Source organism: Sutterella sp. KLE1602, assembly GCF_001578585.1.
GTDB lineage: Bacteria > Pseudomonadota > Gammaproteobacteria > Burkholderiales > Burkholderiaceae_F > Sutterella > Sutterella wadsworthensis_A.
In genome coordinates this window covers 1-12794 of sequence record NZ_KQ968536.1, presented here as the reverse complement: position 1 = coordinate 12794, position 12794 = coordinate 1, and the positions used below count along the sequence as shown (strand labels likewise).

The 12794-nt window shown below is 56.2% G+C and carries 12 protein-coding genes; 5 read left to right on the top strand and 7 right to left on the bottom strand.

Annotated features, from left to right (window positions below):
* Positions 1-11 precede the first annotated feature (11 nt).
* From HMPREF3036_RS06240 to HMPREF3036_RS06220, 5 genes are all read left to right on the top strand, one after another.
* The gene (locus HMPREF3036_RS06240; RefSeq protein WP_062332586.1) at positions 12-650 is read left to right on the top strand and encodes a LysE family translocator; all 639 of its coding nucleotides are present in this window, start codon (positions 12-14) and stop codon (positions 648-650) included.
* 119 nt (positions 651-769) lie between these two features.
* Positions 770-2083, top strand: coding sequence for a Na+/H+ antiporter NhaC family protein (locus tag HMPREF3036_RS06235; RefSeq protein ID WP_082897377.1), 1314 nt, complete (start codon positions 770-772; stop codon positions 2081-2083).
* Positions 2084-2465: 382 nt separating this feature from the next.
* Positions 2466-3668 (top strand): tyrosine-type recombinase/integrase, encoded by a 1203-nt coding sequence (locus HMPREF3036_RS06230; protein WP_082897376.1) that lies wholly within the window; start codon positions 2466-2468, stop codon positions 3666-3668.
* A 393-nt stretch (positions 3669-4061) separates the two neighbouring features.
* Positions 4062-4871, top strand: coding sequence for a BRO family protein (locus HMPREF3036_RS06225; protein WP_062332575.1), 810 nt, complete (start codon positions 4062-4064; stop codon positions 4869-4871).
* Positions 4872-4883: 12 nt separating this feature from the next.
* Positions 4884-6200: an ISL3 family transposase gene (locus HMPREF3036_RS06220; RefSeq protein WP_082897375.1), complete on the top strand. Its 1317-nt coding sequence runs from the start codon at positions 4884-4886 to the stop codon at positions 6198-6200.
* A gap of 84 nt (positions 6201-6284) precedes the next feature.
* Here the strand turns inward: HMPREF3036_RS06220 and HMPREF3036_RS06215 are convergent, their stop codons facing one another.
* The 7 genes from HMPREF3036_RS06215 to HMPREF3036_RS06185 are packed head-to-tail and all read right to left on the bottom strand — an operon-like array spanning position 6285 to position 12629.
* Positions 6285-7226 carry a major capsid family protein gene (locus tag HMPREF3036_RS06215; protein ID WP_062332568.1) on the bottom strand — a complete coding sequence of 314 codons (942 nt, stop codon included), beginning with the start codon at positions 7224-7226 and terminating at the stop codon, positions 6285-6287.
* 10 nt (positions 7227-7236) lie between these two features.
* The gene (locus HMPREF3036_RS06210; protein WP_062332567.1) at positions 7237-7668 is read right to left on the bottom strand and encodes a structural cement protein Gp24; all 432 of its coding nucleotides are present in this window, start codon (positions 7666-7668) and stop codon (positions 7237-7239) included.
* Positions 7668-8849 (bottom strand): DUF2213 domain-containing protein, encoded by a 1182-nt coding sequence (locus tag HMPREF3036_RS06205; protein ID WP_062332565.1) that lies wholly within the window; start codon positions 8847-8849, stop codon positions 7668-7670. The genes HMPREF3036_RS06210 and HMPREF3036_RS06205 overlap by 1 nt, the downstream gene beginning before the upstream one ends.
* Positions 8846-9544 carry a phage head morphogenesis protein gene (locus HMPREF3036_RS06200; protein ID WP_062332563.1) on the bottom strand — a complete coding sequence of 233 codons (699 nt, stop codon included), beginning with the start codon at positions 9542-9544 and terminating at the stop codon, positions 8846-8848. The genes HMPREF3036_RS06205 and HMPREF3036_RS06200 overlap by 4 nt, the downstream gene beginning before the upstream one ends.
* Positions 9522-10985 (bottom strand): DUF1073 domain-containing protein, encoded by a 1464-nt coding sequence (locus tag HMPREF3036_RS06195; protein ID WP_062332561.1) that lies wholly within the window; start codon positions 10983-10985, stop codon positions 9522-9524. Before HMPREF3036_RS06195 ends, HMPREF3036_RS06200 begins: the two co-directional genes overlap by 23 nt.
* 8 nt (positions 10986-10993) lie before the next feature.
* Positions 10994-12190, bottom strand: coding sequence for a PBSX family phage terminase large subunit (locus HMPREF3036_RS06190; RefSeq protein WP_062332559.1), 1197 nt, complete (start codon positions 12188-12190; stop codon positions 10994-10996).
* Positions 12183-12629 carry a terminase small subunit-like protein gene (locus HMPREF3036_RS06185; protein ID WP_062332557.1) on the bottom strand — a complete coding sequence of 149 codons (447 nt, stop codon included), beginning with the start codon at positions 12627-12629 and terminating at the stop codon, positions 12183-12185. Before HMPREF3036_RS06185 ends, HMPREF3036_RS06190 begins: the two co-directional genes overlap by 8 nt.
* Positions 12630-12794 lie beyond the last annotated feature (165 nt).

Sequence of the window (12794 nt, the reverse complement as noted above, 5' to 3'; positions counted from 1 at the left end):
AAAAGGGCCTCATGTCGAGTCTCTTCGCGCTCTTTCTCGTCACGAGCCTCGCGAACATCCTGACGCCGGGGCTCGGCGTCGTGATGATCATCACGCTCGCCGCCGAGTACGGGTGGCGCCGGACCATGTCGGGCGCCCTCGGCACGGCGCTCGGCATCGCGTTCCTCTTCATCGCGGGCATGTCCGGCGTGGGTGTCATCGTCGCCTCGAGTCCCATGCTCTTCGCGGCGATCAAGCTCCTCGGCGCCTGCTTCCTCATCAGACTGTCGGTCAAGACCTGGCGGAAGGTCCCTCCGAAGATCGTGATCGACGCGCCGGGCGTGCAGGTGCCCGACAACGCCGGCGAGGGGCTCTTTTCGAAGTGCTTCATCCTCGCCGTCACGAATCCGCAGCCGATGATCTTCTGTGTCTCGCTCATGCCGCAGTTCATCGACCCGGAGATCGCCTACGTCCCGCAGGTAGCCTTCATGATCGCGGTCTACGCGCTGATGGTCTTCGTCTGCATGATTTTTTACGCGCTCATCGCCGACCGCATGCGCGTCTTCCTCGCAAGGGGCAGCGGCCCGAAGCTCATGAACAAGGCGAGCGCCGTGATCTTCATGCTGCTCGCCTGCTGGGTGCTCTGGAACACGGCGCAGCCTTTCCTCTGAGACACCCACAAAGAGGTGTTCCCAAAGGCGCCCGCCTTTGGCACAATGCTCACTTGAATGTCCAGCCCGGCGCATTCCGCGTCCGGGCCGCTCCAATTTGAAGATACGCACACCTCATCATGCTTGAAGGCATCGTCCTCGGCCTCTTCGCCGCCGCCATCCTCTCCTGCGCACTCACGGGCCATACGGTCATCTGGGCACTCATCGCAGGCTTCTTCCTCTTCTCGGGCTACGGGCTCTTCCGCGGACACGGCCTCAAGGCGCTCGGCGCCATGGCCTCGAAGGGCGTGCGCACCATCATGGGCATCGTGATCGTCATGGCGCTCATCGGCATGCTCACGGGCTCGTGGAGGGCTTCGGGCACGATCGCCCGTCTCGTCACGGATGCGGCGGGCTTCATCACGCCCGAATGGGGACTTCTTGCGGCCTTCCTTCTCAACGGTCTTCTCTCCACGCTGACGGGCACGGCCTTCGGCACGGTCGCGACGATGGGCGTCATCACCGCCACGATGCTCGACGCCATGGGCGTGAGCCCGCTCCTTTCGGGCGGCGCCATTCTCGCGGGCGTCTTCATGGGCGACAGGTGCTCCCCCGTCTCGACGAGCGCCGCGCTCGTCGCCGTCGTCACGAAGACGAACCTCTACACCAACCTGAAGCTGATGGTGAAGACGAGCGTCGTGCCGCTTCTGGCCGCAGGCGCCGTCTATGCGGCCATCGGCCTTCTCAATCCCGGCAGGGATGCCGGCATCGACGTCACGGGCATCTTCCGCAGCGCCTTCTCGCTCCACTGGACGACCTATCTGCCCGCCGTCGTACTCCTCGCACTCATCTTCCTGAAGTTCTCGATCCGCCTGACCATGGTGGCCAGCACGCTCGCTGCGGTCCTGCTGTGCGCGTTCGTCCAGGACATGCCCTGGCGCACGATCGGCGAGACGCTCGTGCTGGGCTTTGCGCCCGAGGACCCGGGGGTGGCGAAGATGCTCGCGGGCGGCGGCCTCGTCTCGATGCTCCCCGTCTGCGCGATCATCCTGATCTCCTCGACCTATTCGGGCCTGCTCGAGGGCACGGGCCTCATCGCCCGTCTCAAGGGACTGCTGCCCGGCGTCGCGCGCCGCCTAACGCCCTTTGGCGCCGTCCTGACGACGGCCGTCGTCACCTGCGGCATCGCCTGCAACCAGGCCCTGCCCGTGATGCTCACGAACCAGCTCTGCGACGAGGTCCGCCCCGACCGCCAGAAGATGGCGATCGACCTTGAGAACACCGTCATCGTGATCGCGCCGCTCATCCCGTGGTCGATCGCGGGCGCCGTGCCCATCGCCTCGGTCGGCGCACCCGCGGCCTGCGTGCTCGCGGCGTTCTACCTCTGGTTCCTGCCGCTCTGGCAGTGGATCCTCGCATTCGTCGAGCGTGCGCGGCAGACTCGCGGAGCCTGATCCAGACGACCTCTGACGCCGCCGGACTTAAAAAAGCAAAAAAAAATGGAGCACGTTTCAGCGCTAAGAAACGTGCTCCAAATCGTACTACATGTCTGTACGTTGTCTGACTGGTCTACATGCGGCCCAAACGCACAGTAGTAGGACCGCCCCTCAGTCGACCAAGTATAGCTCCATTGGCGGAAGCGGTGTCCGCTGAAACCGTCTCGACACCCCTTCGACATACTCCAGACATAACCCCGTCAACGCACCGCGGACCGCGAGGTTTCGCGCGTTTTCGGGTAGCATGGTGGAGCAGAGTTAGACATCTGCTAGACGCGCCCTAGCCATTTTCGCGACGGACGAAATTGGGGCAAAATTGGGGCAAAGTTTGGAGCCAGTCATGCAAGTAACCGCAAGAAACATATCGAGCCTCCCACCGGGGACTCATAGAGCAGAACGTTGTCTGTACCTCCGAAAGCGGGACGGCCACGCGCCAACTTGGATTTTTCGCTACACGATCTCCGGCAAACAGAAAGACGTTGTGATCGGGACATCTGACGCAGTGTCAATTGCTCAGGCGAAGGAGACTGCGGTGCGCTTTCGCACAATGATCGCCGACGGGGTCGATCCGCTCGCCGCCAAGCAGGAAAGGCGCGAGAAGATGAGAAACGCAGGGGCGAACGTGGATCACCCATTCACCTTCGCCGACCTAGTGGCCGAGGCTCTTCCCGTTATCATTCGAAGCAAAGCTTGGAGAAATCAGAAGCACGCGGCGCAGTGGAAATCGACTCTCGAGCAGTACGCAATGCCTTCTCTAGGCTCGTTGTTTGTCGATGACGTGACGCGCGACGACATCTTGTCGGTGCTCGAGCCGATATGGAAGACGAAGCCGGAGACCGCGAGCAGATTGCGAGGCAGGCTCGAAGCCGTTTTCGCATACGCCATCGCCATCGGAAAGCGCGCCGGAGGCAACCCGGCGACGTGGCGCGGGAACCTCGAAATGTTCCTGCCGCCGATTACTAAGATGAAAAAGGAAAAGCACCACGACGCCTTAACGCTGGATCAGGCGCGCCTTCTGTTCGACGGTTGGCGTCCGCCCACGTCGATAACTGCTTGCGCGATTCTCTTCGGAGCATTGACAGCATCCCGCGTCGGTGAGTTCGTTCCCGCAAAGTGGGATGAGATCGACCTGCGACGAAAAGTATGGCTCTGCCCCCCAGAGCGGCGCAAGGACGGAAAGAGCTACCCGCACCGCGTCCCACTGTGCAGGCAGCTCGTCGCTATGCTGAAGATGCTCCCGCGCAATTCACCATACGTATTTGCCGGACACGGCGGGTCTCACATCTCGAAAGAGACGCCACGCGTAGTGATTCAGAAGAAGATCGGACATGGCACAATGCACGGCTTCCGATCTACATTCCGCGATTGGTGCGCAGAAAACGGGAAGGATCCGATCGTCGCCGAAAAAAGTCTGATGCACGCAACTGGTAATGCCGTTGTCCAGGCGTACCAACGATCAGACCTGCTCGATGCTCGCATAGAGCTCATGCAAGAGTGGGCGGACGCTGTTTACCCGCTAGACAGCATCGAAAAAGAAAGCTGACATAAAAGGGTAATCGGATTTAATGGTTGATATGCCGTGGTGAGAATTATTTTTCACAACGGGCGGAATGGTTGACACGTGGCCACTTTTGGTGCATACTTTCCTCACCACATGAAAAAGATGTGGTCGGGATTGGCGTCCTGAATCTTAGGCGGTCAGCCGCCACTAGTTGTGTAGCGGCTTTTTTTGTTGGCTGATCGTAGGAGGTCGTAAAACGCGACCCCCTGAAAAAGGGAGTACCAAATCAGTACCCCCTTTGCAAGACTCCTTACGGGAAGGCTTGCAGGCTCCTTCGGGAGGCCGTTTCCTAAGAGCGGTACGCCAACCTGCAACGCCTGCCCACCCGATTGGCGTCGGGTTGCAGGGTTCTACATTGAATCTTAGGAGTCTGAAATGACAGCACCAGCGATTTTCTCGTTCGAGAATATTCAAGTCCGCACACTCGGTACGTCCGAATTTCCCCTTTTCGTTGCCAACGACATTGCAAAAGCGCTCGGTTATCAAAACCTTGTTCGCACTGTCAATGACCGAGTCGACCCAGAAGACCTCTTCAAGTCCGAAATCGAAACGAACGGTGGCCGTCAGTTGGTCAACTGCGTCAACGAGTCTGGCCTCTACGCTCTGATCTTCGGCTCCAAGCTCGAATCTGCCAAGCGCTTCAAGCGTTGGGTTACGTCCGAAGTTCTTCCCGCCATCCGCAAGAACGGCCATTATGAAGTGTCCACGGCATCGAACACGCTTTCCAGTGAAGAGCAATACGAGATTCGCAAGGCTGTGAAATCCCGCGCAAAGAATAGCTCGATTCACTACCAAACGATCTACAACGCCCTGTACGACTACTTCAAGATCGCAAGCTACAAAGACTTGACCAAGGGGCAACTTCAGGTTGCACTCACGTTCATTCACACGTGCGAGCTCAAACCACAGTTGACCCAGCCAGAGATCCCTGAAGGTGCTTTGGTTCTAGAGGGGTTCGAGGCAGAGCGTATCGCCCATTTCGTGTATTACTGGCGCTACTTGTTTAGGCCTGACCTTGAGTTAATCCTGCGTCTTCTGCAAACAGTGAACTCGCCTAAAGCGGCACAGTTCTACGAAGCGGTGACAGAGCTTCACCTACCCTTGTTAGAGATGACGTTGGAGAAGCATGGCTACTCCATCAAGGAGATGAGTTGCTATAAGCACCTTGTGACCCAGCGAAACTAAAGTGAACCAACCATGACCGAAAATCCTTTCCAGTTACCCGGATATCAGGTGATCGGCATGCAGGATACGGGGGTGGCATTCGATGTCCACCTCCAACCACCTTCTCCTGTTGCCTGTTCCTCCTGTGGCACCATCGGAGACTTCGTTAAAAACGGGACACGTGACATAAGAGTCATGGATTTACCCGTGCACGGGAAGCCCGTGACGTTGTGGATTGCACGACAGCGCTTCCAATGTAAGTCTTGTGGCTCGACATTCAGACCAGAGCTACCTGGGATTCATCCCGATGCCAAGATGACAGAACGACTTCATCAGTACATTGAGCGAGAAGCCTTTAATGGCACCCATAAGGCTCTAGCAGAACGCGTAGGAGTTGACGAAAAGACAGTCCGCACTATCTTCTCTCAACGGCTCGTGGCACTCAATCAAGACTACAAACCGGAGATGCCAACCATCATCGGTGTTGACGAATTGTTCCTGAATCGGAAGTACAGAGGGATCATCACAAACATCGGACAACAAACCATTGTCGATGTTTTGGAAAACCGAAACAAACCAACGATTGAAAAGTTCTTAAAGGATCACGACACTAAGAACATTGAGATCGCAAGCATGGATATGTGGGGACCCTATCGACAAGCGTTCCATGAAGTCCTTCCAGATGTCTTGATTGTCGTTGACAAATTTCACGTTACACGTATGGCAAACGATGCCCTTGAGAAGCTCCGTAAAGGGCTCCACAAGAGCCTCACATCCACGGAAAGGCGACAACTCAAAGGAGATCGAAAGATCTTGCTTAAACGCGAAAACACGCTCTCTGACACGGAAATATTGACCTCGACTGGTTGGCTCAATAACTTTCCTCAGCTACTCGATGCATACAAAACAAAGGAGCGCTTTTTTGATATATGGGATCTTGCAAACGATCCATATGAAGCTACGCAAATGCTGGAAGCGTGGCGAAGTTCCATACCAGAGAAACAATTGGATATTTGGGCAGACTTGGTAAAAGCAAGCCGGAACTGGGAAGATGAAATCCTGAATTATTTTGCTACAGGGAAAGAAGTCACTAACGCTTTGACCGAGTCTCTGAATCGCAAAATACGCGATAAGAACCGCGATGGCCGGGGTTATTCGTTTGACGTGCTTAGAGGGAAAATCCTGTTTTCCACCCCTCACAAAACCAGGCGAGTCACTAACCGAAGTTCGCCGTTCAAATCCAACACAACAAAGTTCATGAAGAACTTCTCCTTCTCTGATTTGCTTCAACGCACAGAGCTTGAAGAGGACATCATCATTGACTATGGCGTTGATCTATCAACCATCTAAGCGAATATTTTGTGGTTGGTTTGAACCTCTCAAATCAACCACTTATTCCGAATACCCTCTTTTTCATCATGAGCCCTCCTCTCATTAAGCGAGGTCGCCGTAGTAGACCATTTCCGGACGGACGAATTCAACGCCGCCAAGAGCACCGTAGTACGGCACGGACTGCATGAAGTCACGGAACTGCGGAGCCATGGACTGGAGCTGAACGAGCGGGAAGCGAACAACGTCGCGAGCCTTCGTGTAGGCAACCAGACGACCATTGCCGCTGTTGATCGAGCTGTCATTCAGCCACTTAACCGGACGGATCGTGAGCTTGCCGCCGTTGGAGACGGCAATGTTGTTCTGGAGGACATATTCCAGAACGTTCTTGTCAACGTTCGGGAGCTGCTTGGAGGCGAGAGCCGCAAAGAGAGCCGGCGGGATCAGGATCGTATCGGGGATACGAATGTACTGAGTAGCCTTCCAAGAGGATTCGAGAACCGTGTTGAAGAGGTTGACGGCGTCTTCAGCACTCATCGTCTTAACGTTAACGGAACCAAGGTTGGACTTGGCAACGACGGCATCGTTGTTGAGAAGGCCCTTGACGCCAATGCCTTCGTCGCCCATGTAGACCTGCTGATCAATGTCGAGCTGGTGCTTGAACTTCATGGCGTCATACTTCTGAACGTCGATCGGGCGACCGACCTGCATGGCCTTCTGAAGTTCAAAGATGGAGTAGGACACTTCCATGCCCCACGGGGTAAGCGGCGTCGTGACCTTCGACGTTTCGACGGAGACGCGGGCCGGGGTGGTGTCCATGCCCTTGATCCAAGACTTACCGGAGCCGCCGATCGAGCCAAAGCCGCCCGCGTAATTGGCGAGCATGAAGGACGTAACCTCGTCAGCAATGGTCACGTCTTCACGAAGGTCAATGTCACGAGACCACGTGAAATCAGCGAGCGGAGCGTACAGCTCCTGATCGAGGCGTTCGAGTTCGCCGACGAGAAAAGCGCCGGTCGAAGAGATTTCTGCATCAGTGAAGCGCATGTTTCACTCCTTAAATGTTGAAAGCGATTTCGACAAGGCCGGAGGCGTCAGCAGCGCCCATGAAGGTGCAACCCGGAATAGCCGTGTTGGTGCCCTTGTCAGCCGTGATCGTGCCGTCGGTCTTGAGGTAGACGGTGCCGCCGAGAGCGGGCGTACCGCCGGCCGTCTTGACGACCATGTAGCCGCGACGGAGAACCGTCAGAATGTCGGCCTTCTGGACGCCTGCTGCATCCACCTGACCGTATTCGCGGACGGCAAAGCCGTAGACCGCATCCGTGTTGGCCGTCGTAGCGGCAACGGTCTGGCCGTCGAGCTTGACGGGAACGCCGAAAGCCGTGACCGTACCGTTGTTCTTGTGGACTTCGGTCGTGAAGTCAAAGAAGCCGCGAGTGATTTCACCTGCGAAGCCGCGCGGCATCGAGGTACCGATGAACTGAGACATTACTTGCCCTCCCAGAAGGTTTTGTACTTGGTAGTGAGTTCGGAATTGGACGGACGAGCGGGCGTTTGCTGACCGCCGTCACCAAAGCCGCGAGCTGTCGGGTTATTCTTGGAACGAGCCAGAAGAACAGCCGCCTTGAAGGCCACATCGAGAGCCTGACCGTCAAGCGTGGCGGAGTCGCCAAACGTCTTATTGCCTGAAAGCTTCAGGGCATTGCGCTTGATGCGACCGACCAGACCGCGAGTGAACTTGCCGCCTTCGCCATCACCCTGCGGCTTCGCGATACCCGGTGCGAGTTCGTCAGCGTCAGCCATCACCTGCTCGACTTCTTCGTCAGCGACGATTTCAGCGTCAGGATCGGCTTCGCCGCCTTCATTGCCTTCCGCGCCCTCTTGGGGTTCGGGAGGCTCTTCGTCAGCGGTCGGCTTTTCCATCGCAGTGACCTTTTCGGTCAAGGCCGCCACGGACTTCTCGATCGCGTCAAGGCGTTCCTCAGCGGTCGGAGCCGGAGCAGGTTCGCCCTGACCGTCATCTCCTACAGGATTCGCCTCGACCGAATCGAGGCATTCGTTAAAACCCTCTTCGTCGCCATCTTTGAAAAAGCGACGCAGAGCGTTCTTCCAGGACTTTGGTTTCATAAAACCATCTCCTATTTTGCAAATCTCGCCACAGCGAGCTTTTTCTACCAAGGCGAGGTGGTTGCCCACGATGCCCTCCTGATGCCCCCGACCATTGCCGTCATCGATGGACTTGGCGTCATAGCCGCAGCTCACCTCCGTCAGCAGGCCTTCCTCGACAAGCCGAATGCCTTCGGCGTCTTGGAGGAACAAGTCGGCGAGAAGAAGGGAGCTTTGATCCCCCTCTCCTCGCCTGACGTTCTGTACATGTCCGATGCTGATCTTTCTCCAGTTGTCTGGATCAGCAAACTGACCGTGCCCGATGACGACCGGCTTGCCCTCAAAGCTCGCCATCGTCTCGGGCTTGAATAGTTCCGCCTCAGAACGGCTCATAACTACCTTTCCGCCCTTGCCTGCAATACCAGTCTCAAGCGGCGTGTAGTCGAACTCGCCGACACGACTGATCGGCACGTCCTTGCACAGCAAAAAGCCCTCAGGCGTTTTCTCTCGCCGAGGGCTTAACTGTTCGACGGTGTAGAACTCAGCACCATCTTTGAATCTCATTTTTCATACCCCGTTTTGGAGAACAGTGGTTCGGGAAAACACCTGCAATTCCATACGCACCCTGGATGACTTCTAACAGGCGTTCCGCCTTTTCCGACCTCGCAGATCGGCGGCGAGTCCCACCGTTGAACCGTCCCATCAAGGCGAGCGTGCATGTCTCGCACAGCTCCGTCTCCTACCGTTCGCCAGATGTAACCGGTTGACCCAACAGCCTTTGCTCGAGCTTGCGTGAAGTTGGATCGTGCTCGAGCCGTCTCCGTTCGTGCGATGCAAATGGCACGGGCCTCCGTGCTTGCACCCAGTTCGTTCTTGATGCGAGCCGCGATTTCAGGGAAACGCTGCCCGTTTTCCAAACCGGACCTGACCCACTCATGAACCTTCATGGCGGCCTCATGCGGGATTGTCTTGATCAGATCAACCTGCTCTGCCTGCATGCGCTGGTACTCGTTTGCGATGGCAGGAGAACGAAGGCGCTTGCGTGTCGCCCTCGTGATTCCCTCGCCAACTCGTAGCCAAGTGTCGTAGTCAGCCTGATCGGCTCGCTTGAGCATGACGCTTGCGATGTCCAGTGCATAGGCATTCAGCGAGTCCTCATACGAGAAGAGCCGCCTTTGAATCTGGGAGACCGCAACGAAAAGATCGGTCTCTTCTTCGAACTCACGAGCGATCAGGTCAACCTGCTTCGCGATTTGCAAGAGGCGCTTTCGGTACCAGCGGTTTAGGTTCGCCGTTTTCGTCGGCTCCCGAAACGCCGTTTTCGATTTGACCTTCATTCAGTCCTCCAAAAGTCGGCGGCATCAAACCGTTGTCCGCCTCTTCCGCCTCATCAATGTCCTCATCGGTAATTGACGAGAAGAGTCCGATCACATCGGAAAGCTTGCGAAGCTCCTTCATGGCAACAGACGGAGTGATAGCGTCCGCCTGAAGGGCTTGAATGATCGCCCCGGCCATGCCCGTAGCGGCCTGCGCCTTCTGCTCGTTCGTCATCTGCCAAAGAGACTTGAACTCAAAGCTGAAGTCGTCACCCGGCGGCGTCCCCATCTCGCTCTCGTACATGACATTGAGCAAGCGTTTCATGCCCGGACGCAGATCGCTGTCCTGATCATGCTTGACGTTGTCGTAGTACGTGCGCAGATCGCTTTCACCAGTGGAGTTGAAACCCGTAGGAGATTGACCGAAGAGGCGCACAAGAGGTACGCCGATTGCACCAGAGATCTGCTGACCAATCTGGAGCATGACTTCAGGGATGCCCGTAAACGTGTACTGCATCGTTTGGAAGTCGTCGGACGAATCGCCGATGGTCATGCCCTCGATGCCCTGGAACATGCGGATGTAGTCCATCTGTTTCAGGAAGCCCTTGGCGGCAAGATCGTTCGTGAGGATGTCCCTCAAGCCTTCAACCTTGTAGTAGCGCAGATACGCCTTCGACAAGAGCTGTGCTGCGCCTTCCGTTGCCAGATCGAACATGGAGATTCGATCAAAGACGGTCTCGAGAATGGAAGCACCCCAGCCGCCGTAAGCGCGTCGCAGGTTGTAGGGCAGGCGTCGACCTTCAAAGCGGATCACACGCGAGTAGTGAACGCGTTGAGACGGGATCGAGATTTCGCTAGACCCCGCGATGATCGTGTAGTACTCAGGCTTTCCGAAGTCCGCACCGAGCGTTTGAACGGTGCTGCCAAGCGTCGGATCAATCTGCCATCGATCAAGGACACACAAGCCCTTAAAGGAGCCTTGGCGAATCTTGCCGAGAGGCGTGCTCATGTCGTCGCCGTCAATGAGCATGACTGCGATAGAACCGCCATAGAGGCGAGACCACTTGATCGCGTCGCATAGAGAGTTCCAAACGCCAAGATCGTCCATCTGGGTATTGATCTTGTCGACCACAGACGGATCGCTTGCCTTGATATCCACGCCTTCACGCGTCATGTCTTCGGCGATGATGTCAACAGCCAGACCGCAGATCCACGATCCTTGATAAGCCCACTCGAGCTGATTGCGCTCTAGTGACTTGAACTCAGGGACGTATCGCGTCTTCTGAAATGTGTTCGGCGTGTTCTGCCCGACGCGCAGAAGCGCATTGCTCACGCCGTCGGTGAAACGCTGTGAACGCCTTCCGACTCTTTTGTTGTTTCGCATGATGCTCCTCATTGCGCAAGGCGAGCCCACTTGGACAAGCCCGGCTTGGTGATGTAGCCATCGAGGCTATAGCGAAGACCGTCGATGGCGTGATTGTTCTTGTCAACAATGGCCTTAAGGACCTCTCCAGTCGTCTTGTCGACCTTGTAGCTGTAAAGCCTGAATTCGTCCGCAGTGTGCTTGCATCGCGGATGAACGATGATTTTCTCGAAGCTTTTCAGGTAGGCCACGCCGTCCTCAATGCTTCCCTGCCACTTACTGGCGGCACTGATGCGGAAAGGCGGGTTTGCACGATTCGCAAGGTAGCTGATGGTCTCTGGTCGAGCCGCATCAGCGTGGATCGGCCAGTTGTCGACCTCAGGCACAGTTCGATAGAACGCGGGCAACTCGTCAATCTCAATGCCGACCGCATACGCCTCATAGTCGATGTAGAGCTTTCTGTCGTACATGAAGCACCGGATGAGCGTGTTCGGGTCTCTGGCAAAACCAAAGTCGGCACCGAAGAACAGGCGGTCTGCCTTCTTCCACAGATCGTCAGGAAAGCTCTCTACGCTGTAGCGTCCCTTGAACACTTGAGCGTCGGAGACGGTGCGCGGGAAGCCCTCCCAGATGTGAAGGTACTTCTCGTAGTCAACCGCCTTGTCATGCTCCATCTCAGCACGTAGCTCAGGCGGGAAGTGCGGATTCTCATCAAAGTTGATCTTGCGAACGTAGGCTTCTGGAGGCGGGTTCTCAATGAATCGCTTCGTCGTTGGATCGTCTGCGTTCAGAGGGTTGAACGTTACCCAGATCTCCGACCCCGGCTTGCGAATGGTCGGAATCAGAACCTCCCATGAGGATTCAGAGACGGTCTGCGCTTCCTCGACCCAGACCAGATCGATGCCTTCGGTTGACTTCACAGACTGCTCGTTTCTGAGCAAGCCCTTGAAGATGAATCGCGAGCCGGTCAGCTTGTGGCGAATCTCAGACTCCAAAAAGGAAAAGCGCCCCGATATTCCGAGACGCTCTGCCGTGTCCCTCAGGATCTGATAGGACGAGTCTTTGATGGAGTTCTGAATCTCGCGGCAGCACAGGACTCTGATGTTTGCCATGTCGCACATCACAATCAGAGCCTGTGCCACCGCCCACGACTTACCCGAGCCGCGCCCGCCATAGAAGACCTTGTATCTATGTGGCCTCCAGATCTCACGGAAAGGATCAGTCATCCTTCTGAGCCTCCAGCATCTTGGCGTAGACCTCTGCCATTCCCTTAGCGTCGTCAGTCGCATCAACCTTCACGGTCTTGCGATTGCCGTAGCGCGAATCATCACGCCAAGCTGCCTGTCGGGCCTTCTCCTGCATCAGCACCTTGTAGGCCTCGACCGCCCCCTTCGGGAAGTCCTCGCCGTTCATGAGACGCGTCTGCAACTGGTCGTTGAGTTCGTCTTGGAGCTCGAGGAGGTCATCGTTAAACTTTTCTGCGCTCTCCTCCCTCGCGCGCGCGGACTGGGTAAGAAAGTCGGGATGATCATCCTTCCACTTCCTCAGCGTGAGCGTAGTGGGCATCCCAGGCATCTTGCAAATCGTGCGCTCGGACTTGCCTTCTCGGATCAAGCCACAGATCTTTTGAGCCAGCTCTTCCGTGTACTTACTTGGGCGACCCATCCTCGGAGCGCTAGAGCTTTTCTTTTTTTCAGTCATAGCACAGTCTCACTAATGGAAACCCTGATCAAATATCGAAACGCAAGGCGTTATCCTTGAATTTCCTTCAGGAGCAAGTCATGGGATTTTTTTCAGCCTTAGGAATAGTTAGAAAATAATCTATACAAC